The organism is Klebsiella sp. PL-2018, assembly GCF_019048985.1.
Taxonomy (GTDB): Bacteria; Pseudomonadota; Gammaproteobacteria; order Enterobacterales; family Enterobacteriaceae; genus Klebsiella; species Klebsiella michiganensis.
In genome coordinates this window covers 2645657-2665771 of sequence record NZ_CP077673.1, presented here as the reverse complement: position 1 = coordinate 2665771, position 20115 = coordinate 2645657, and the positions used below count along the sequence as shown (strand labels likewise).

The 20115-nt window shown below is 58.8% G+C and carries 16 protein-coding genes; 7 read left to right on the top strand and 9 right to left on the bottom strand.

What is annotated here, in order from left to right:
• Nucleotide 1 precedes the first annotated feature (1 nt).
• Both MKleb_RS12330 and mdcH read left to right on the top strand, forming a co-directional pair.
• A complete protein-coding gene (locus tag MKleb_RS12330; protein WP_025105793.1) occupies nucleotides 2-622 on the top strand; it encodes a malonate decarboxylase holo-ACP synthase in 621 nt (206 codons plus the stop codon).
• Entirely contained in the window at nucleotides 619-1521 is a 903-nt protein-coding gene (gene mdcH / locus MKleb_RS12325; RefSeq protein WP_025105794.1) for a malonate decarboxylase subunit epsilon, read from the top strand. Before MKleb_RS12330 ends, mdcH begins: the two co-directional genes overlap by 4 nt.
• On the opposite strand, the gene MKleb_RS12320 is transcribed toward mdcH, so the two are convergent.
• The 4 genes from MKleb_RS12320 to MKleb_RS12305 all read right to left on the bottom strand — a co-directional run bounded on the left by MKleb_RS12320 (nucleotide 1511) and on the right by MKleb_RS12305 (nucleotide 6486).
• Nucleotides 1511-2437 carry a LysR family transcriptional regulator gene (locus MKleb_RS12320; protein WP_004135593.1) on the bottom strand — a complete coding sequence of 309 codons (927 nt, stop codon included), beginning with the start codon at nucleotides 2435-2437 and terminating at the stop codon, nucleotides 1511-1513. The genes mdcH and MKleb_RS12320 overlap by 11 nt on opposite strands.
• A gap of 215 nt (nucleotides 2438-2652) precedes the next feature.
• Nucleotides 2653-4308 carry a malate dehydrogenase (quinone) gene (mqo, locus tag MKleb_RS12315; protein WP_025105795.1) on the bottom strand — a complete coding sequence of 552 codons (1656 nt, stop codon included), beginning with the start codon at nucleotides 4306-4308 and terminating at the stop codon, nucleotides 2653-2655.
• A 300-nt stretch (nucleotides 4309-4608) separates the two neighbouring features.
• On the bottom strand, nucleotides 4609-5514 hold the full coding sequence (locus tag MKleb_RS12310; protein ID WP_025105796.1) for an N-acetylmuramic acid 6-phosphate etherase: 906 nt from the start codon (nucleotides 5512-5514) through the stop codon (nucleotides 4609-4611).
• A 231-nt stretch (nucleotides 5515-5745) separates the two neighbouring features.
• Nucleotides 5746-6486: an SDR family oxidoreductase gene (locus MKleb_RS12305; RefSeq protein ID WP_025105797.1), complete on the bottom strand. Its 741-nt coding sequence runs from the start codon at nucleotides 6484-6486 to the stop codon at nucleotides 5746-5748.
• Nucleotides 6487-6593: 107 nt separating this feature from the next.
• Between MKleb_RS12305 and MKleb_RS12300 the strand changes: the two genes are divergently transcribed.
• From MKleb_RS12300 to dcuR, 3 genes are all read left to right on the top strand, one after another.
• The gene (locus tag MKleb_RS12300; protein WP_025105798.1) at nucleotides 6594-7517 is read left to right on the top strand and encodes a LysR family transcriptional regulator; all 924 of its coding nucleotides are present in this window, start codon (nucleotides 6594-6596) and stop codon (nucleotides 7515-7517) included.
• Between the two features lie 80 nt (nucleotides 7518-7597).
• Complete coding sequence (locus MKleb_RS12295; protein ID WP_032750118.1) at nucleotides 7598-9211, top strand: sensor histidine kinase; 1614 nt, start codon at nucleotides 7598-7600, stop codon at nucleotides 9209-9211.
• Nucleotides 9208-9927, top strand: a complete 720-nt coding sequence (dcuR, locus tag MKleb_RS12290; RefSeq protein ID WP_025105800.1) for a two-component system response regulator DcuR — start codon at nucleotides 9208-9210, stop codon at nucleotides 9925-9927. Before MKleb_RS12295 ends, dcuR begins: the two co-directional genes overlap by 4 nt.
• Here the strand turns inward: dcuR and MKleb_RS12285 are convergent.
• Nucleotides 9908-10858, bottom strand: coding sequence for an FAD:protein FMN transferase (locus MKleb_RS12285; RefSeq protein WP_025105801.1), 951 nt, complete (start codon nucleotides 10856-10858; stop codon nucleotides 9908-9910). The genes dcuR and MKleb_RS12285 overlap by 20 nt on opposite strands.
• Nucleotides 10859-10924: 66 nt before the next feature.
• Complete coding sequence (locus MKleb_RS12280) at nucleotides 10925-13702, bottom strand: flavocytochrome c (protein ID WP_025105802.1); 2778 nt, start codon at nucleotides 13700-13702, stop codon at nucleotides 10925-10927.
• Nucleotides 13703-14329: 627 nt separating this feature from the next.
• Here MKleb_RS12280 and MKleb_RS12275 point away from each other — a divergent pair.
• On the top strand, nucleotides 14330-15835 hold the full coding sequence (locus tag MKleb_RS12275) for an anion permease (RefSeq protein ID WP_004851326.1): 1506 nt from the start codon (nucleotides 14330-14332) through the stop codon (nucleotides 15833-15835).
• A 52-nt stretch (nucleotides 15836-15887) separates the two neighbouring features.
• The gene (gene fumA, locus MKleb_RS12270) at nucleotides 15888-17543 is read left to right on the top strand and encodes a class I fumarate hydratase FumA (RefSeq protein ID WP_217076710.1); all 1656 of its coding nucleotides are present in this window, start codon (nucleotides 15888-15890) and stop codon (nucleotides 17541-17543) included.
• Nucleotides 17544-17623: 80 nt separating this feature from the next.
• Here the strand turns inward: fumA and pcaC are convergent, their stop codons facing one another.
• The 3 genes from pcaC to MKleb_RS12255 are packed head-to-tail and all read right to left on the bottom strand — an operon-like array spanning nucleotide 17624 to nucleotide 20106.
• Nucleotides 17624-18007, bottom strand: coding sequence for a 4-carboxymuconolactone decarboxylase (pcaC, locus tag MKleb_RS12265; RefSeq protein ID WP_025105804.1), 384 nt, complete (start codon nucleotides 18005-18007; stop codon nucleotides 17624-17626).
• Entirely contained in the window at nucleotides 17997-18764 is a 768-nt protein-coding gene (gene pcaD / locus MKleb_RS12260) for a 3-oxoadipate enol-lactonase (protein ID WP_025105805.1), read from the bottom strand. Before pcaD ends, pcaC begins: the two co-directional genes overlap by 11 nt.
• The gene (locus MKleb_RS12255) at nucleotides 18754-20106 is read right to left on the bottom strand and encodes a 3-carboxy-cis,cis-muconate cycloisomerase (protein ID WP_025105806.1); all 1353 of its coding nucleotides are present in this window, start codon (nucleotides 20104-20106) and stop codon (nucleotides 18754-18756) included. Before MKleb_RS12255 ends, pcaD begins: the two co-directional genes overlap by 11 nt.
• Nucleotides 20107-20115 lie beyond the last annotated feature (9 nt).

The window sequence follows — 20115 nt, the reverse complement described above, 5'->3', positions numbered from 1 at the left end:
GATGTCATCAACGCCGCGTCCTCATGATTTAGTCTGGTTGAATAATGCCGCCGCGCTGGAGGCGATTGAGGAGTCCTGGGTCGCGCAGCACTGGCGTATTAGCCTGCCGGTGGTGGTACGACGCGACGTTGATGCTAACGCCCGCATTCCGGTGGGCGTACGGGGGATGAAGCGCGATCAGCGGGCCGCAGCCTGGGTACAGAGGGAAAATATCGTCCGTACCGTCAGCCCGGAAACCCTCGCCGATCGCCAACAGCTCCTGCGCTCGCCGTTTGTCTCCCAGCCGCCGGTACAGGCGGCGATATCACTGACCTTACACCCCTGGCCGTGGCGCTGGGGCATTACCGGCAGCACCGGCTACGCGCTGGCCACCGAGATTCCGGTGCTTCACGCCGCCAGCGATCTCGATCTGCTGATCCGCGCGCCGCAGCCGATCGCACGCGAAGCGCTGCTCGCCTGGCAGTCCCGCGTCGCGCAGCTGCCCTGCCGGGCGGATACCCAGGTCGAAACGCCCGCAGGGGCTTTCGCGCTAAATGAGTGGCTGCGCGATGGCCGCGTCCTGCTGAAAACGTCCCGCGGCGCGCGCCTGACCGCTGCGCCGTGGAACAGGGAGGAAGCATGAAAATTCTCTTTACCTTTCCCGGTCAGGGAAACCAGCGGCCGGATATGCTCGCCGCGCTTCCCGACCGCCAGAATATCCTCGCTGAAGCGCGAACCGTGCTCGGCGATGAAGTAGACCATTTAGATACCGCCGCCGCGTTAAAACATACCCGTGCGGTGCAGCTGTGCCTGCTGATCGCAGGCACAGCCTGGGCGCGGGAGCTGCAGCGTCAGGGAGTAAATCCGGACATGGTCAGCGGCCTGTCGATAGGGGCTTTCCCGGCGGCGGTGATGGCCGGCGCGCTGGATTTCACCGACGCCCTGCGGCTGGTGGCGCTGCGCGGCGATTTAATGGAGCAGGCTTATCCTCACGGCTACGGGCTGACGGCGATTATGGGCCTGACGCTCGACCGCGTGGAAAAGCTGATTGCCGACAGCGACCTCTATATTGCCAACCTGAACGCGGAAACGCAGATTGTCATTGCCGGACGCGACGACGAGATGGCCCGCGTGGCCCGGCTGGCGCTGGCGGCTGGCGCCGGTAAAGCACAGCGGCTGGCGGTCAGCGTACCTTCCCACTGCGCGCTGCTGGATGAACCGGCGGCTAAGCTGGCAAAAGCGTTCACTGACGTCACGCTGCAGCGCCCGCGCTGCGCCTATCTGAGCGGCTCCACGGCGCGCGTTTTATGGGACCCGTTAAGCATTGCCGACGATTTGGCGCGGAATATGGCGCGAACCGTGCGCTGGCAGGAAGCGATGATCGCCGCTGATGAACGGGACGCGCGGCTGGCGATCGAGATGCCGCCCGGCGGCGTGCTGACCTGTCTCACCCGCCAGGCGGGCTGGCAGGGGGAGTGTATTGCGCTGGAGCGCAGCGGTATCGACGTTGCCCGTCACCTGGCGAACCGGCTTAACGGCTGAGGCTGCGGGCGTACATCCGCCCTTCTGCCGCCAGCGCCAGCAGGTCGGCGTCGCGCTCGCGATGGTGTGAGTAGACAATGGAGATCAGCTGGCGCATCTGATACGGCTCCGCCAGCTTCAGCAGCTGTACGTCGTTTTCATACACCTTTTTCATTCGTCCCGGCAGCAGCGCAAAGCCTACGCCCGCCTGCACCAGGCTAATCATCGAAAAGATATCGTTAACCCGGGTGACGATTTCAGGCTCGAATCCGGCCACCTGGAAGGCGTCCTGAAATCCGGCATAGGTGGCAAACCCTTCCGCCAGCGAAACAAACTTGCGCCTGGCGTAATCGCGCAGCTCGGCGGGAGCGGTGGTATCCAGCTGTTCCGTCGCCGGGGCGGCGAGGAAGATATCGTCCTCAAACAGCGGGACCACATCAAAAGCCGAATTATTGAATTCACCTTCGTTGGTGGCGATCAGGATCGCATCAAGCGCGTCATCTTCCAGCATATCCAGCAGCATCTGATTGGAGCCCATGGTGAGATCCAGCTCCAGCTCCGGCCGACGCAGCTTCATGCCCATAATAATGCGCGGCACGGTTTCAAGGGTCAGGGAGTAAAGCGTGCCGATGCGCAGCCGCCCCTGCCCGACGCCGGCTACTTTACGCGTCGCTTCCAGGCCGCGGGTCATCAGGCTCATAACGTCCTGACAGTACTCCAGCAGCGTCCACGCCGCCGGGAGCGGCAGCAGGTTGCGCCCTTTATGAATAAACAGCGGGCAGCCGACGCCCTCTTCCAGCGTATGCAGCGCCCGGTGGACGCTGACGCCGCTCAGCTGCATGGCCTCAGCGGTTCTGGCGATGTTCCCTTTCGCCATAAACATCATAAATACCGACAGCTTGCGGAAGGTGATGTCCTGATTAATGTCGTCTTTCATTGCCCTGGGCTCCGCGTTTCGGTCTTCATTAGCATTTTCTTTCGTGATTTCAAGACAGTATAACCACAATTAACGAATGAAGGATTAGCCGGAAGGGGGATATCAGCGCGGGGGGAGAGATTAGAGCAATGTCACGTTTTCGCCGGGGCAGCGAAGAGAGGCCAGTAGGCCCGGTGAAGCGTCAGCCGCCACCGGGCAATGTCAACGACGTGGGCTTACAGCGCCATATCGTGCTGCGGCGACGTTTCCGCCTTCGGCTCTGCCGGTTTGGCGGTCATCACCGGCGCGGTGGCGTTCATCTCAATCACCGGCGGTTTGGTCAGCTGCAGCGCCGCCGCGGTATCATCCCAAACCTGCTGGGTCAGCGCGACGTTGCCGTTCAGCTTCTGGCCGTAGCTCGGGACGATATCGTGAATACGGCGCTGCCATTCCGCTGAATGGAACTGCTCAGGGAACATCTGCTTAAGAACGTTCAGGGTAATCGGCGCGGCGGTAGAAGCCCCCGGCGAAGCGCCCAGCAGCGCGGAGAGGGTTTTCTGCTGATCGACCACCACTTCGGTACCCAGCTTCAGTACGCCGCCCTTCTCTGCATCTTTTTTGATGATCTGCACGCGCTGACCGGCCTGGATCAGCTTCCAGTCCTCTTTACGCGCGCCAGGATAATACTCTTTCAGCGCCGCAAAACGGTCGTCGTCGCTCAGCATCACCTGGCTGATGAGGTATTTCACCAGATCGAAGTTGTCCAGACCTACGTGGGTCATCGGCAGGACGTTATCGGTGGTGGTGGTGCTAAGCAGGTCGAAGAACGAACCGTTTTTCAGGAATTTCGTCGAGAAGGTGGCGAATGGCCCAAACAGCACCACGCGCTTGCCGTCGAGGAAACGGGCATCAAGATGCGGGACCGACATCGGCGGTGCGCCTACAGAGGCCTGACCGTAAACTTTTTGCTGGTGCGCATTGGTCACCGCCGGGTTTTCGGTCATCAGGAAAGAGCCGCCTACCGGGAAACCCGCATAGTTATCCGCTTCCGGAATACCGGTTTTTTGCAGTAATTTCAGCGCGCCGCCGCCGGCGCCGATAAATACGTATTTCGCATCGATCGCCTGCTCTTCACCGCTATTAACGTTTTTAATCGTCACGTGCCATGAATTATCGGCATTGCGTTTAAAATCGGTGACTTCTGAAGAGGTCTGCAGCGTGAAGTTATTATTTTTCTTCAGGCTACCGATCAGCTGGCGGGTTATTTCCCCATAGTTAACGTCGGTACCCACCGGAGTCCAGGTTGCCGCAACGCGCTGCTGCGGATCGCGCCCTTCCATCACCAGCGGCGCCCACTGTTTTATTTGCGCGTGATCGGTAGAGAATTTCATCCCCTGGAATAAGGTCGTTTGCTGCAGCGCGGCGTAGCGTTTTTGCAGATAATCAACGTTATCTCCCCAGACGAAACTCATGTGCGGCGTGGAGTTAATAAAAGAGTGCGGATCGTGTAAAATGCCGCGTTTGACCTGCGCCGTCCAGAACTGGCGGGAGATCATAAACTGTTCGTTAATATCCAGCGCTTTGCTGACGTCGATGGTGCCGTCCGGGCGTTCCGGCGTATAGTTCAGCTCCATATTCGCGGAGTGCCCGGTACCGGCGTTGTTCCAGCCGTTAGAGGACTCCAGCGCGACGCCATCCAGCTTCTCAACCATCACCTGTTTCCAGTCCGGCTGTAATTCCTGCAGCCAGGTCCCCAGCGACGCGCTCATAATACCGCCGCCAATCAGCAGGAAATCGGTTTTTTTCGAGGTATCGTCATTTGCGAAGGTCGCCGAGCTGACGAACATCGCTAATGCGGTCATAGATATAATCGTATTTTTAATTGCAGGCATAATAGAAATATCACATAGCACAAGTGTAATAAGAGCGTGCATATTAACGCACTTTTACTTTATTTTAAAATATCATTTACACATCCGCACACATAGCTAATTATTGTTAACCTGGTTTTTTAACTTAAAAAAGTAAATCCCTCGCCAGCAGCAATAAATACGCCTTGCGATCGCCATTTTCAAAAGGGGAATTAAACCCGGGTAAGCGGATGAAGAGTATGGAATAACGATGCTGTTGATGGCCAGATTATTTTGCGTTATCCGGCGCGTATTGTGGAAATACGCGCCGTCGGGTTAAGTTCAGGCAACCGTCTGCGCCGCGCGTAGCGCAATCCGCAGATGATCGTTATGCTCTGCCAGCAGCTCGCGCGCCTGCCAGGCATCCAGCCCGCTGAGGAGCATGAGTATTGCCGTCCGGCAGTGCTGATTGCAGCTGGCCAGCGCGGCTTTGGCCTCGCTGCGCGAGCCCCCCGTTGCCGCCATCACGATCGCTATCTGCCGCTCGGCCTCGTGCGGCGTATTGGCCTGCAGATCGACGCGCAGGTTTTCATAGACCCGTCCTTCGCGAATCGCCAGCCCGGTGGTCAGCATCGTCAGGATCTGCCGCTGCGCAATGCGCGCTTTCGGATTCCCGAAACCCGCCACCGCTTCCGGCCCGGTTTGCGGGGCGATAATGATATCCGCCAGCTGCGCGGCTTCACTGGCGGGCTGCTGCGTCACAACCGCAATCGGCGCCCCCAGCGACCAGGCGTGGCGCATCGCGCCCCAGACCCACGGCGTTTTGCCGCTAACCGTCAGCGCCAGCAGCATATCCTGGTTGCTGAATCGTAGAGCCTCAAGTTCGAAAGCCCCAAGATCGTAATGACTCGCGGCGGTTTCCATCTCCTGCCGCGCGGCGGTCGCTCCTCCGGCGATAAGGGCGACAAGCGAATGTTTTCCCTCCGGGGTAAATTCATTCACCGCCTGCGCGGCGGCTTGACCCGATGCCCCGGCCCCCACAATCACCAGCCGCCCTCCCCGGCTGAGCGTCGCCGTCGCGTTATCCATCAGGCGCGCGATCGCCGGCAAACAGGCCTCAACGGCATCGGCAATCCGCTTATCATCCTTATGCAGCAGCATCAGCATATCGAGGGTGGCAAGACTATCAATATGGGTGGTTTCAGGGTGGCGTCGTTCCATCATTGAAGCGGTTGGCTTACTGCTCATAAAAACCTCCATTTAAACGCGAAAGAACCTTCCGGGACGAAAGCGCAGGCCTGAGGCAAACCCTTTCATTGACCATGGCTATTAATGGCAGTGTAAAGCTTAAGCGACGCGCTTTACCGCCACCGGAGTCACAGTTTTCATCCCCCTGAAGCCATTCAGCTGCCGATTGGTCGTTATCCAACCAGCGGCGCGTTCGGCGCGCCGAGGTTGCGAGGCGAGGCCAATGCGCTATTAGCGCAACGTCAGGCCGCCATCCACGACATACTGGCTACCGCTCACGAAGGACGCCGCGTCGGAAAGCAGAAACAGCGCCACATCAGCCGCTTCAGCCGCCGTCCCCTGGCGGTGAAGCGCCAGGCGGCTCACCACCGAGGCTTCAAATTCGCGGCGCACCTCGTCGCGCATAAAATGGCGAAATGGGGTGTCAATCGGGCCGGGAACCAGCGCGTTAACGCGGATATTTCGTTCCCCTAACGCCGAGGCCCAGCAGCGGGTTAACGAAATCAGCGCGCCTTTGGTCGCCGAATAGAGGCTTGCCGCCGCGGCCCCTTCATAAGCGGAAGTGGACGCCGTCACCACCACCGAGGCTCCCGCATTAAGCTTTCCGGCGAGCGCCGCCATCTGGAGAACCGGCCCGCGCACGTTGGTCGCCATCATGCGATCAAAGGCCGCGGCATCCACCTGCGACAGCTCCCCAACCGCTGCGTATCCGGCGTTGAGCCAGAGGCCATCAAGCCCGCCGGATGAATCGATCGCCTCGGCCAACGCCTCGCCGGTCAGCGGATCGCTGGCATCATTGTCAATGACCCGCGCCCGATCCGATAGCTGCCGGCGAAGAGACGCCAGCCGTCTGGGATCGCGCCCGGTGGCGATCACCCAACCGCCTTCGCTATCGATGCGCTTTGCCCCGGCAAGCCCGATTCCGCTTGTCGCACCGGTGATAAGAACTCTTTTTGCGCTAAATCTCGCCATGGTCATTGCCCCTCTCTGCGTAATCACATTTATCAGGATGGTAACCTGCGGAGAACTGTTTGATAATACCAGTATTATCAACAAGACTGTTTGGGGTAATAGCCATAATGCGCGGAAGTGATTTTGCTGAATTAAAAGCCTTCGCGATGGTCGTTGAGCAAGGCAGTTTTACCCGGGCGGCGGCGCATCTCGGCGTCACGACCTCCACCTTAAGCGCAACCATCCGTCGTCTCGAGGAGCGCATCGGCGTACGTTTATTGCACCGGACAACGCGCAGCGTCGCGCCGAGCGAGGCCGGCAAGCGCATGATGCAGCGGCTGGCTCCTGCGCTGGCGGCGCTGGAAGACGCGGTTACCGATGCCCGGACGGCCAGCGCGCCCGCGGGCCGCCTGCGCCTCAATGTGTCGCGCATCGCCGCGATTCATTATCTGGCGCCGCTGCTGGGCGGATTTATGCAACGCTATCCCAACGTTGAGCTGGATATTGTTACCGACGATGCTTTAGTCGATATCGTTTCTTCCGGTTTTGACGCCGGAATTCGTCTCGGTGAAAAGCTCCATCAGGATATGGTTGCCGTCAGGCTGAGCGGCGACCTTGAAATGAAAGTCGTCGCCTCTCCGCACTATCTGGCGCAAGCGCCGCAGCCGAGAAAGCCGCAGGATTTGCTACAGCACCCCTGTCTGACTTATCGCAGGCCCAGCGACGGCAGCGTTTATCGTTGGGAGTTTCAGCGCGACGGCGAACGCTACGAGATTGCGGTCAAAGGGCCGATCGTCGTCGATGAACCGGCCATGCTGACGCCGTTAGCCCTCAAGGGCACCGGTATTGCCTATCAGTTTGCCCATCAGGTCGATCCCTGGCTGGAGACAGGCCAGCTAGTCCAGCTATTGAAAGAGTGGACCCCGGCTTTTCCCGGGTTTTACGTTTACTACCCCAGCCGTAAGCAGATGGCATCGCCGCTGCGGGCGTTTATTGACTATCTGCTGGCCGTCGGCGGCAAATCGCGTCCGCCAGAATTGCCGTCTGGCTGATTTTGCTTGTATTACGCGGCTTTATGAAAACCGCGCATTCAGCGATAATACGCCTCTATCCGTTTTCTCCTGGGGTCGGTATGAATGAATTCGCGCAGCAGCCCGCGCGTAAACGCGCAATGAGCATGAAGCTGAGCACCGCCGTGACCTTAATGATCGGCAGCGTCATCGGTTCAGTACTGATTCTGGTCTATGCCCTGTGGTTTATGCAGATTAGCGGCGCCACCCGCGACGGCGTGAAAGATACGGCGCTGGCGGTGGCGCGGACGCTGGCCGACACCCCGGAAGTCAAGCGCGGCCTGACGCTGCCGCCGGACAGCGGCATTATTCAGCCGCTGGCGCTGGCCGTCACCCGGCGCAATGGCCTGCTGTTTGCCGTCGTCACCAATATGGACGGCATTCGCTACTCGCATCCCAATAGCCAGATTATCGGCAAACCTTTTATCGGCGATGACATCCGGCCCACGCTGGCGGGCAAAGAGAACGTTGCCGTCAACCACGGCGTGCTGGCTCCGGCGCTGCGCGTCTTCACCCCGGTGTTTGACGATAGCCGCCGGCAAATCGGCGTGGTGGCGATTGGCATTTCGCTGAGCAAAGTCGATACGCAGATCGCCGCCAGCCGCTGGGATGTGATTCTGACCGTGCTGTTCAGCGCGCTCGTGTGCGCCGTCGGTACATGGAGCCTGGTTCGCGGCCTGAAGCGCGTCCTGCTGGGCCTTGAGCCGCAGGAGATCTCAACGCAGTTCCAGCAGCGCCAGGCGATGCTGCACTCATTAAAAGAGGGCGTCGTGGCGGTGGATACGGACGGCAAGGTGACGCTGATTAACCCCGCCGCGCGCGACATTCTGTTTAACGGCCCCGGGAACGATATCGCGCAAACGCCGCTGCTGGCGGATTTGCAGGAAGTGCTGCAAACCGGCGAGCCGATTTACGATCGGGAGCTGGGCTGTAACGGTCTGCTGCTGATCAGCAACACGGTCCCCGTCCGCGACGAGGATGACGTGGTCGGCGCCATCAGCACCTTCCGTGACAAAACCGAAGTCAGCCAGCTGCTGCAGCGGCTTGACGGGATGGTGAACTATGTGGACGCCCTGCGTACCACATCCCATGAATTTATGAATAAGCTGCACGTGATCCTCGGCCTGTTGAATATGAAAAGCTACGATAAGCTGGAAGAGTACGTGCTGCAGACCGCCCACACCTATCAGGCGGATATCGGCGAAATCCAGCACCGGATTAAATCACCGGTAGTGGCAGGCTTTTTGATCGGTAAAATTCAGCGCGCTAAGGAGCGGGGTTTTACCCTCACTCTCGCCGATGAGAGCCTGGTGCCGGACTGCCCGAATGAAAAACAGGTCACCGTACTGGTTACGGTTCTGGGTAATTTAATCGAGAACGCGCTGGATGCCATGAGCGGCCAGGCCGAAGGCGAAGTCGGCCTGCTGCTGCATTACCAGAACGGCTGGTTAAGCGGCGAAGTCAGCGATGATGGTCCCGGTATCCCGGAAGCGTTTATCGATGATATTTTTAATAAAGGCTTCTCCACCAAAGGCGAAAACCGCGGCGTCGGGCTGTTTCTCGCCAGCCAGCAGCTTCGCGAACTGGGCGGATCGCTGGCCGTGGAATCCGAACCCGGCGTATTTACTCAATTTTTTGTTCATCTCCCGTGGGACAGTAAAAGGAAAAGTGCGTGATAAATGTATTAATTGTTGACGATGATGCCATGGTTGCCGAACTGAACCGCCTGTACGTGGGACGGGTCAGCGGCTTCCGCTGCAGCGGCACGGCGTCTACGTTGAGTAAAGCCAGGGAGATGATTAACGACAAGGATCTGGAGATAGACCTGGTGCTGCTGGATGTCTATATGCAGCAGGACAGCGGTCTGGATCTGCTGCCCGCCATTCGCGCGTCCGGACGGGCCATCGACGTGATTATGATTACTTCCGCCGCGGATGCCTCGACGGTTCAGGCCTCGATGCGCTACGGCGTGGTGGACTATCTGATCAAACCCTTCCAGTTTCCACGGTTTGAAGAGGCGCTCACCGCCTGGCGCGAAAAGCGTAAGCTGATGACCGGTCAACCCTATTATGAACAAGCGGATGTCGACCGGCTGCTGCACGGCGGCGTACCGGAAGCCGCTGACGCCCGCAAGTTGCCGAAAGGCCTGACGCCCCAGACGCTGCGCACCCTCTGTCAGTGGATTGATGCCCATCCGGACGTGGAGTTCTCCACCGACGAACTGGCGGCAGCGGTAAATATATCCCGGGTTTCGTGCCGCAAATACCTGATTTGGCTGGCGCAAATTAATATTTTGTACACCAGTATCCACTACGGCGCCACGGGACGTCCGGTGTACCGCTACCACCTGATAGCGGAACAGTACGGCCTGCTTAAGCAGTACAGCCAGTAAGCCGGTAGCCGTCATCCAGCAGCTGAAAGCGGAAACGACGCTGTGAAGAGAGGATAACGTCGCGATTTTTAGTGACGAAAATCGCTTCGATATCCTCGCGCTGGCGCAGCGCCGCGCAGCCTTTCTCTACGCCAAGACCGTAGATCAGGGTGGTCCAGATATCGCCGTCCAGCGAGTCGGCGGAAATAATCGTTACGCTCTCCAGCTCGTTATCCAGCGGGTAGCCGCTGCGCGGGTCGAGAATATGGTGCCAGCGTTTGCCGTCCTGCTCGAAGTAGCGTTCGTAAATGCCCGAGGTCACCACCGATTGCCCCGCCACCGCAATGCTGCCAATCAGCGCATCCGCCGCTGAGTACGGTTTTTTCAGCCCGATTGACCATTCGCCCAGGGTATGGACATTGCCGCCGAGATTAATCAGCGCGGCGTTCACGCCCTGCTGCCGCAAATAGTCGCGCACCCGGTCGGCGATATAGCCTTTCGCGATGGCACCAAGATCGATCTCCATTCCCGTCCGCGCAAGGTAGACGCTGCTGGCGGCGTCATCGAGGATCACATCCTGCGCACGCGTTAACGTCAGGCGAGCGGCAATATCCTGCGGGTCGGGCACGCTCTGGCCCTGAAAACCAACGCGCCACAGCTTCACCAGCGGGCCGATCGCCAGGTTAAACGCGCTGTCCCGCACCATGCTGGCGGCTTTGGCGCATTTAATCAGCGCATACACCGGGCGGCTCACCGTCACCGGATGCCGCCCGGCGGCATGGTTGATATCCATCACCTGGGAGTGCGCGCGGTTAACGGTGAAAAGATCTTCATAGCCTTTAATCAGCTGAAAGACGCGGGAGGCAAGCGGTTCATCGTGAACGTAGAGCTTGAGGAGGATGGGCGAACCCATCAGTACGGCGGAGTAGCTGTAGACGCGGTTGTCGGACATATCGCACTCCTAGAGAGATAAGAAGCCGGGCCGTCTATTTGCCAGCCCGGCGGGTGTCGCTGACGTTTAACCTCTGGCGCGTTTCGCCGCCTGATGGCCCGCGAGGGTCCCGAAGATAATGATATCGGCCACCGCGTTACCGCCGATGCGGTTACCGCCGTGAATGCCGCCAACCACTTCGCCCGCGGCAAAAGCGCCCGCAATCACCTGATGACCGGCATTCAGCACCGCGGTATCGGTGTTAATGGTCACGCCGCCCATCGTGTGGTGAACCCCCGGGGCGATACGAATCGCATGGTAAGGGCCTTCATTGATCGGCGCACGCAGCGCGGTGGTACGACCAAAGTCATCGTCATGCTGTTTTTCAACAAAGCCGTTGTAGCGTTCCAGCGTATTGAGAAAAGCATGGTAATCCATCCCCAGTTTCTCCGCCAGCTGACGCGGCGAGCTGGCGCTGGTGACGAAACCTTTAGCGATGTACTCATCGGCGGCTTTGTTTTTCGCCCGGACGTGCTCGTCAAAGACGATATAGGCGAAGTGCTCAGGCAGCGCGATAATCGCGGCGGAAACCTTATCGCGGGTCTCCATTTCGTTGAAGAAGCGGTTGCCCTGCGGGTTCACCAGTATCGCCCCGCCGCCGCGAATCGACTCGGAAATCAGGTACGAGGTTTGCTGCTCGACGGTCGGGTGAATCTGAATTTCGCCCATATCCACGGTGCCCGCGCCGATGCGTTCAAGCAGCGCGATACCGCCGCCGGTCGCCCCTTTATGGTTGGTGGTCACAAAGCCCGCCAGATCCGGGCGGTATTTCACCACCATCGCGCTGTTGGCGCTGAAGCCGCCGGTAGCCACCACGATGCTCTTCGTCTGTACCACTACGGATTCGTTTTCATCGGTGAGCAGGCGCACGCCGCTCACCTCATCGTCGGTCATCAGGATCTCTTCCACCGACGTATCCAGCAGGACATCGATACCGCGTTTGGTGATGTTACGCACCAGGCCGCTGATCAGGTAGCCGCCGACCGCCGACCCGTCACGCGGACGGTGGGTGCGGTCGATGCTCATCCCGCCGGTAGTGGTGATATCGTTAAGCATAATGCCGCGACGCGCCAGCCACTCAATGGCCTCCGGCGCATTCTCCACGAAGCGGCGCAGCAGCTGCGGGTCGTTTTTGTTCTTACCGCCTTTCAGCGTTTCCTGGTAAAACAGCTCTTTGCTGTCTTCAATACCTTTCACGCGCTGGAAGCGGGTCTCTGCGGCGTTCATCCCGGCAGAAGCTTTAATGGTGTTACCGCCGATGGTCGGCATTTTTTCAACGATCAGAACGCTCGCACCTTCATCGTGTGCCTGAATCGCGGCCGCCAGACCGGCTCCGCCGCTGCCGACCACCACCACATCGTAGCTTTTCGGCGCCGCATCGCCCGCGCCCTCTTCGGCGGCCAGCGCTTTACTGGACTTCAGCATCGCTTTGGAAACCGCCTTTTTCACCGCTTCGCTCTGGCTGGTTGCGCCGGAAATCGCATCCACGTGCGGGGTGTTGGCGCTGAGGATCCGCTCGCGGATCTCTTCAAAGCTGGTGGTGAACTCGACGGTCTGTACCGGGCTTGCCGCCAGTGCGATATCGGCAATGCGGTCGTTTTCCAGGCTGACGTTGATCACCAGCTCGTTAGCGTCGTCCTGAACGGTTTCGACGAACATCCCCGGTTTGAATTTGGCGTCGCCCATGCTCATATCGCGGATCATCGCCTCCACCAGCGAGAAGCGCCACAGCGGTTCCGGGATGTTCAGCGCTTCGCGCTGGGTGCTGTCAATAAACAGCTCCAGATCTTCGCCAGCGGCAATGCGCGCCGTCCAGTCAGGATACGCGATACAGGCGCGGCCCACCGCCATCAGGTCGTAGCCGTGATCCAGACCCTGCTCGGCATCGGCCGCGTTCACTACCCCGCCCACGCCCATCACCGGCACCTGAGCCAGGGTTTCGGAGCGCATGGCGCAATATTTTTCAATCAGCGGCGTGGGATCGGTGGTATCGACAATCGAGGGTCGCAGCGTGGCGCCAACCGAGAAGTGGAGATAGTCGACGCCGCGGGCGGCCAGCTTTTCCAGCAGATACATGGTGTCAGCAAAACGGATACCGGGGACTTCCATCTCTTCCGGGGAGAAGCGGTAGCCGATAATAAAGGCATCGTCGGCGTACTGGCGGGCCATTTTGTGGGTGATGTCCAGTACCGCCAGCGGGAATTTCGCGCGATTATCGCGGCTGCCGCCCCATTCATCGTCGCGCTGGTTAGAGTTTGGCGAATAAAACTGCTGGATCAGATAGGTGTTCGCGCCGTGAATTTCGACGCCGTCGAAACCGGCCTGAATGGCGCGGCGTACGCCTTCGCCAAACTTCGCGATCATGCCCTCGACTTCAGCGCCGCTCAGCGCGCGGGGGGTTGCTGCGCCATCGCGCGGCGCGGCAATCGCGCTCGGGGCCACCGGCTGGCGTCCGCCGATAAGCTGCGGGTCGACCATCCGGCCGCCGTGGTAGATCTGCAGAATCGCTTTTGACCCTTCCGCCTTGATGGCGGCGGCAATTTTCGCCAGGCCAGCCACTTTTTCATCATTATCGATACCGATGGCGCCGGGGAACGCCAGACCGTAGTCATCAATAAAGCAGCATTCAACGATAATGGTGCCGATACTGCCTGCGCGAGCGCGGTAGTACTCAACCAGTTCGCTGGTCACGGTACCGTCAAAATAACCGGTGCAGGTGGTCATCGGCGCCATTAACAGGCGGTTTTTAAGCTCAGTACCGTTCGGTAAAGTAAAAGGACGCAAAATTCGTGGATGACTGGTCATAATGACGCTCCAGATTTTAAATATTGAAAATTGAGAATTGGGTGACGGAATTGTTTTTGTTTGTATTTGGTAATCCCTTAAGTCATGCCAATAATATAGCGCTTTTTTTAGTTACCAAAATAATTACGTTAGTTAAAAAACTATTTAATACCAACAATAACATCGATACCTCCTTTGTATTATTAATTAAATATAATTCGTTCACATAGTGGATATAGTCAATAACAAATCTGAAACCATTTTTAACATGTACCGCCAGGAGGATATCAATATAAAATAATAAAATTCAATAAGATAAATACATTATCAGTTCATGGAATCATTCGTGATTTAACATTAAGCCAAATTTCAGACAAATAAACACCTCACTAAACAGGGTTATCCGCAATAATAAAAAAGTGGCTAACAATCCGCTTTTTTTGATCTAAATCAATTGCAACGGCGCATGAAAGCGCAATATATAAATAACCCAATATTTTAATTTAACGCCCAACGAAGCGCGTTAAATAATGGTCAGCGCAATAACCAAAATCGACAATTAATAATTAAAGAAAGTTTTGCAACTAAAGAAATCGAACGGTTAAGCGATGACCAAACCCTATTTTTAACTACTTGCAGATACTCATTATGAAAGAGAAAAAGACAACCATACCGCCTGCCGGTGCAGCAACAAATGCTGCTTATAAACGTCTGCTGATGATGGCGATGCCCATTATCGTTGCCGTCTTACTCTTATTCGTCCCGGTGCCCGACGGCCTTCCTCCTTACGCCTGGCACTACTTTGCCATTTTCGTCGGCGTGATCGTCGGTCTGATCTTCGAACCGCTGCCCGGCGCGGTCATCGGTATTACCGGCGTGGTGGTGATTGCGCTGTGCAGCCAGTGGCTGCTGTTCAGCCCTGAACAGCTGGCCGCGCCAGGGTTCAAGCTTGCCGGCGCCTCCTTTAAATGGGCGGTGAGCGGTTTCGGTAACTCCACCGTCTGGCTTATCTTCGGCGCCTTTATGTTTGCCGCCGGCTACGATAAGACCCAGTTTGGCCGCCGTCTGGCGCTTATTCTGGTGAAGTACCTCGGCCGCCGCAGCCTGACGCTGGGCTACGCCATCACCTTCGCCGACCTGCTGCTGGCGCCGTTTACCCCCTCCAACACCGCGCGCAGCGGGGGGACTATCTACCCGATTATCGCTAACCTGCCGCCGCTGTACGGCTCTAAGCCCAACGACCCGAGCGCGCGCCGTATCGGCTCCTACCTGATGTGGGTGGCCATTACCGCCGCCTGTATCACCAGCTCGATGTTTCTCTCCGCACTGGCGCCGAACCTGCTGGCGCTGGCGCTGGTGAAAAGCATCGTCGGCATTAATATCTCCTGGGGCACCTGGTTTATCGCCTTCCTGCCGCTGGGTATCCTGCTGATTCTGGCAATGCCGCTGCTGGCCTACTGGTTCTACCCGCCGGAAGTGAAAGTCAACGATGAAGTGCCGCTGTGGGCCGCCCGCGAGCTGGAAAAACTAGGCCGCCTGTCGCGCAATGAAATTCTGCTGCTGGTCTTCGTCTGCTTTGCGCTGATGATGTGGATCTTCGCCGCCGAATGGATTGAACCGGCGCTGGCCGCCCTGCTGGTTATCGTGCTGATGCTGTGGACCGGCGTACTTTCGTGGAACGATATCACCAGCAACAAAGCGGCGTGGAATACCTTTGCCTGGTTCGCGACCCTGGTGGCGCTGGCCGACGGCCTCTCCTCCACCGGTTTTATCGCCTGGCTGGGTAAAGAAGGCGGCGCGCTGATGAGCGGCATCTCCCCGGGCGTCGCGACCGTCGTCCTGCTGCTGGCGTTCTATCTGCTGCACTACTTGTTCGCCAGCACCACCGCGCACACCACCGCGCTGCTGCCGGCCATGCTGACTATCGCCTCCACCATTCCGGGGATGAATATGCAGGTGTTCGTACTGCTGATGGTGACCTCGCTCGGCGTGATGGGGATTATCACCCCCTACGGTACCGGCCCCAGCCCAATCTACTACGGCAGCGGCTATCTGCCGACCAAAGACTACTGGCGTCTCGGCACCATTTTCGGCGCCATCTTCCTGGCCGCCCTGCTGCTGATTGGCTATCCGTGGATGTCCATGATGTTCTGATTCATAACCGTCGGGCCGAACCCCGGCGGTTTTACTCTTAGGGAGCAAAGCAATGTCGACTAAACCATTTGTCTATCAGGAAGCCTTTCCGCTAGCAAAAGATAAGACTGAATACTATCTGCTGAGCAAAGAGCACGTGTCCGTGGCCGAATTTGAAGGCCAGGAGATCCTCAAAGTAGACCCTCAGGCCCTCACCCTTCTGGCACAGCAGGCCTTCCATGATGCGGCGTTTATGCTGCGCGTTTCCCACCAAAAACAGGTCGCGCAGATCCTTCTCGACCCTGAAGCCAGCGATAACGATAAGTACGTGGCGCTGCAGTTCCTGCGCAACTCTGAAATCGCGGCTAAAGGCGTGCTGCCCACCTGCCAGGATACCGGCACGGCGATTATTATGGGTAAGAAAGGCCAGCGCGTGTGGACCGGCGGCGGTGATGAAGCGGCCCTCGCCCGCGGCGTCTATAACACCTATACCGAGGATAACCTGCGCTATTCACAGAACGCCGCGCTGGATATGTACAAAGAGGTCAATACCGGGACTAACCTGCCTGCGCAAATCGACCTCTACAGCGTCGACGGCGACGAATATATATTTCTCTGTATGGCCAAAGGGGGCGGCTCGGCCAACAAAACCTATCTGTATCAGGAAACCAAAGCGTTAATCACTCCGGCGAAGCTGAAAAACTATCTCGTTGAGAAGATGCGCACGCTCGGTACCGCCGCCTGCCCGCCGTACCATATCGCCTTTGTGATTGGCGGTACCTCGGCAGAAGCGACGCTAAAAACGGTGAAGCTGGCCTCTACCCACTATTACGACGAACTGCCGACCGAAGGCAACGAACACGGCCAGGCCTTCCGCGATATTCAGCTGGAGCAGGAACTGCTGGTGGAGGCGCAAAACCTCGGTCTCGGCGCGCAGTTCGGCGGCAAATACTTCGCCCACGATATCCGCGTCATCCGCCTGCCGCGCCACGGCGCCTCCTGCCCGGTGGGCATGGGCGTCTCCTGTTCGGCGGATCGCAATATCAAAGCCAAAATCAACCGCCAGGGGATCTGGATTGAGAAACTGGAGAGCAACCCGGGTCAGTATATTCCCGAACATCTGCGCCAGCAGGGCGAAGGCAAGGTCGTCAGCATCGATCTTAATCAGCCGATGAGCGAGATTCTGGCCCAGCTTTCCGCCCATCCGGTCTCGACGCGTCTGACGCTCAACGGCACCATTATTGTGGCCCGCGATATCGCCCACGCGAAGCTGAAAGAGCTTATCGATAACGGTGAAGAACTGCCGCAGTACGTCAAAGATCATCCGATCTACTACGCCGGCCCGGCGAAAACCCCGGAAGGCTATGCGTCCGGCTCCCTTGGCCCGACCACCGCAGGCCGAATGGACTCTTACGTCGACCTGCTGCAATCCCACGGCGCAAGCATGGTGATGCTGGCCAAAGGCAACCGCAGCCAGCAGGTCACCGATGCCTGTCATAAACACGGCGGTTTTTACCTCGGCAGCATCGGCGGTCCGGCGGCGGTGCTGGCGCAGCAGAGCATCAAGAGCCTGGAGTGCGTGGCCTATCCTGAACTGGGGATGGAAGCCATCTGGAAAATCGAAGTGGAAAACTTCCCGGCGTTTATTCTGGTGGATGACAAAGGCAATGACTTCTTCCAGCAGATCCAGAATAAGCAGTGCGCAGGCTGTTCGCAGCAAAGAGGATGATATTACCCGCCCCTGGCGGCGGGTAACCGTCGAAGGCCGTCGCATGACGGCCTGAGATGTGCGACAAACCTGCCTGGCGGCTAAACGGCATCCATCTCGTCAAACACCTGCTGCGCCAGATGCATCGTGGCGTTGGCGGCGGGCAGGCCGCAGTAGAGCGCGGAGTGCATAATCAGCTCTTTCAGCTCATCGCGGGTGACGCCGTTATTAAACGCCGCGCGCAGATGCATTTTCAGCTCTGCTTCGCGGTTCAGCGCAATCAGCATGGCGATAGTGATCATGCTGCGGGTATGATGATCGAGCCCCGGCCGGGTCCAGGTCTCTCCCCAGGCGTAGCGGGTAATAAAATCCTGGAACGCTTCATTCAGCGGCGTCAGCTTTTCCAGCGTCTTATCGACGTGAGCATCGCCGAGCACCTTCCGCCGGACCTCCATTCCCCGCTGATACCGCTGTTTATCGTCCATGCTTTTCCCCCTGAACAAAACCCAGCAGCGCCGAGCTGAACGCCTGCGGCGCTTCGATATTCGATAAATGTGAAGCCGCCAGCACGACGACTTCAGAGACCGGGATCTGCTGATGCAGGAAGTTGGCGTCCGCCACCGTTGTGACAGGGTCACTTTCTCCGGCGACGATCAGCACCGGAATCGCGATCTGCGCGACCTCCCCACGCAGATCGGCGGCGGCCAGCGCTTCGCAGCAGGCCGCATAGCCTTCAGCATCGATATGGGTCAGCTGGTGACACAACGCCTCCACCACTTCCGGCGTCTTCTGGCGAAATGCGTGGGTAAACCAGCGGTCCGCGGCGCCTGCGGCGACCACTGCCATCCCTTCCTGACGCACCGTGCGGGCGCGGGACAGCCAGCCGGCCTGGTCGCCAATACGCGCAGCGGTGTTGGCAACGACCAGCCCCTGAAAACGTTCAGGGGCAAAGCGCCCCAGCCACAGGCCGGTCAGGCCGCCCATTGAAATTCCGCAGAACCAGGCTTTAGCGATATTAAGATGATCGAGCAGCGCAATCACATCTTCGCCGAGCTGCGCCAGCGTCACCTTACCGTTTTTACGGGTGGCGCCATGGCCGTGGGTATCGTAGCGCAGCACGCGAAAATGCTGCGTTAATGCCTCAAGCTGCGGCTGCCACATCGCCCGGGTGGTGCCCAGCGAGTTAGAGAGAACGATGACCGGCGCGTCTTGCGGCCCGTCTATCTGATAATCAACATTCATAACGTTGCTCCTTATAGCGCGCCACAACCTGGCGCACGAAGAGTGCTGAGCTGCCGGTCGCCGTTGTCGGGTCCAGCAGTTGGGTTAAGCGGCTGGCGGAGAGATGCTCGCTGACCAGCGGATCGGTTTCCAGCACGCTTAACAGCGAACGTGACGCATCCAGCGCCTGGCGACACAGCGCCTCAACCCGGTGATGAGCCTCGGCTTTGCCGACAAACTCCGCCAGCGCCAGAGTGACGGCCTCGGCCATAATCAGGCCATGGGTGATATCGAGGTCGGCGCGCATCTTATGCGGGAAGACCTGCATGTCGCGGACCAGCGTTTCGCTCTGCGCCAGCGCGCCGCCAACGAGGGTTATCAGCTCCGGCAGCGTTTCCCACTCCGCCTGCCAGCCGCCCAGCGCCCGCTCGTGCTGCTGGATCTGCCCGGCATAGAGCGTTGCCACCAGCCCGGGCGTACGCTGGGCGGCGGTCAAAATAGCGGCGCAGGAGATGGGATTGCGTTTGTGCGGCATGGTAGACGATCCGCCGCGCCCTTCGGCGACCGGTTCACCCACCTCTGCAACCTCGGTTTGCATCAGCAGAGAAAAATCATTGGCGAATTTACCCAGCGTGCCGCAGACGCCCGCGTACCATGCCCCCACCTCCAGCAGCCGGTCGCGCTGGCTGTGCCACGGCGCGTCCGGAAGCTGCAGGTCGAGGGTTTTCGCCAGCGCGCCGGCGATCCGCGGCGCCTGCGTTTTAAGGGAATCGAGGGTGCCCGCCGCGCCGCCAAACTGCAGCGCCAGCACCCTTGAGCGCATCTCTCGCAGACGCACCTGCCAGCGCAGCAGCGCATCCAGCGTCCCGGTCAGTTTCAGACCGAAGGTGACCGGCAGCGCATGCTGCATCCAGGTACGCCCGGGCATCACCGTATCCTGATAGCGCGCCGCCTGATGGGCTAACGCGTCGAGCAGTTGCTGCAGAAGGGAGTCCGTTTCCGCCAGCGCGCCGCGCAGCTGCAGGATAAAGCCGGTGTCGATAGCATCCTGGCTGGTCGCCCCCCAGTGTACGTAGCGCGCCGCCGCGTCATCCCGTTGTTTAACGCGCGCGGTCAGCTGTTTGACCAGCGGGATCGCCAGATTCCCGGCGCTGGCGGCGGCCTGCCCCAGCGCGGCAAAGTCGATGTTTTCGTGCCGGCAACTCTCGATAATGGGATTAAGCGCCGCCTGCGGCACGAGGCCGCATTCGACCTGAGCGCGAGCCAGCGCGGCTTCAAAATCCAGCATCCCCTGTACCCGCTGCGCATCGCTGAACAAGGCGGTCAGCGGACTGGTGCGCATCATCGGGGTCAACAAACTCATTATGGCTCC

Excerpts from the sequence above, each read along its gene's own strand:
- MKleb_RS12330 (WP_025105793.1), top strand. The coding sequence starts at position 2 with ATGTCATCAACGCCGCGTCCTCATGATTTAGTCTGGTTGAATAATGCC.
- mdcH (WP_025105794.1), top strand. The coding sequence starts at position 619 with ATGAAAATTCTCTTTACCTTTCCCGGTCAGGGAAACCAGCGGCCGGAT.
- MKleb_RS12320 (WP_004135593.1), bottom strand. The coding sequence starts at position 2,437 with ATGAAAGACGACATTAATCAGGACATCACCTTCCGCAAGCTGTCGGTA.
- mqo (WP_025105795.1), bottom strand. The coding sequence starts at position 4,308 with ATGCCTGCAATTAAAAATACGATTATATCTATGACCGCATTAGCGATG.
- MKleb_RS12310 (WP_025105796.1), bottom strand. The coding sequence starts at position 5,514 with ATGAGCAGTAAGCCAACCGCTTCAATGATGGAACGACGCCACCCTGAA.
- MKleb_RS12305 (WP_025105797.1), bottom strand. The coding sequence starts at position 6,486 with ATGGCGAGATTTAGCGCAAAAAGAGTTCTTATCACCGGTGCGACAAGC.
- MKleb_RS12300 (WP_025105798.1), top strand. The coding sequence starts at position 6,594 with ATGCGCGGAAGTGATTTTGCTGAATTAAAAGCCTTCGCGATGGTCGTT.
- MKleb_RS12295 (WP_032750118.1), top strand. The coding sequence starts at position 7,598 with ATGAATGAATTCGCGCAGCAGCCCGCGCGTAAACGCGCAATGAGCATG.
- MKleb_RS12285 (WP_025105801.1), bottom strand. The coding sequence starts at position 10,858 with ATGTCCGACAACCGCGTCTACAGCTACTCCGCCGTACTGATGGGTTCG.
- MKleb_RS12280 (WP_025105802.1), bottom strand. The coding sequence starts at position 13,702 with ATGACCAGTCATCCACGAATTTTGCGTCCTTTTACTTTACCGAACGGT.
- MKleb_RS12275 (WP_004851326.1), top strand. The coding sequence starts at position 14,330 with ATGAAAGAGAAAAAGACAACCATACCGCCTGCCGGTGCAGCAACAAAT.
- fumA (WP_217076710.1), top strand. The coding sequence starts at position 15,888 with ATGTCGACTAAACCATTTGTCTATCAGGAAGCCTTTCCGCTAGCAAAA.
- pcaC (WP_025105804.1), bottom strand. The coding sequence starts at position 18,007 with ATGGACGATAAACAGCGGTATCAGCGGGGAATGGAGGTCCGGCGGAAG.
- pcaD (WP_025105805.1), bottom strand. The coding sequence starts at position 18,764 with ATGAATGTTGATTATCAGATAGACGGGCCGCAAGACGCGCCGGTCATC.
- MKleb_RS12255 (WP_025105806.1), bottom strand. The coding sequence starts at position 20,106 with ATGAGTTTGTTGACCCCGATGATGCGCACCAGTCCGCTGACCGCCTTG.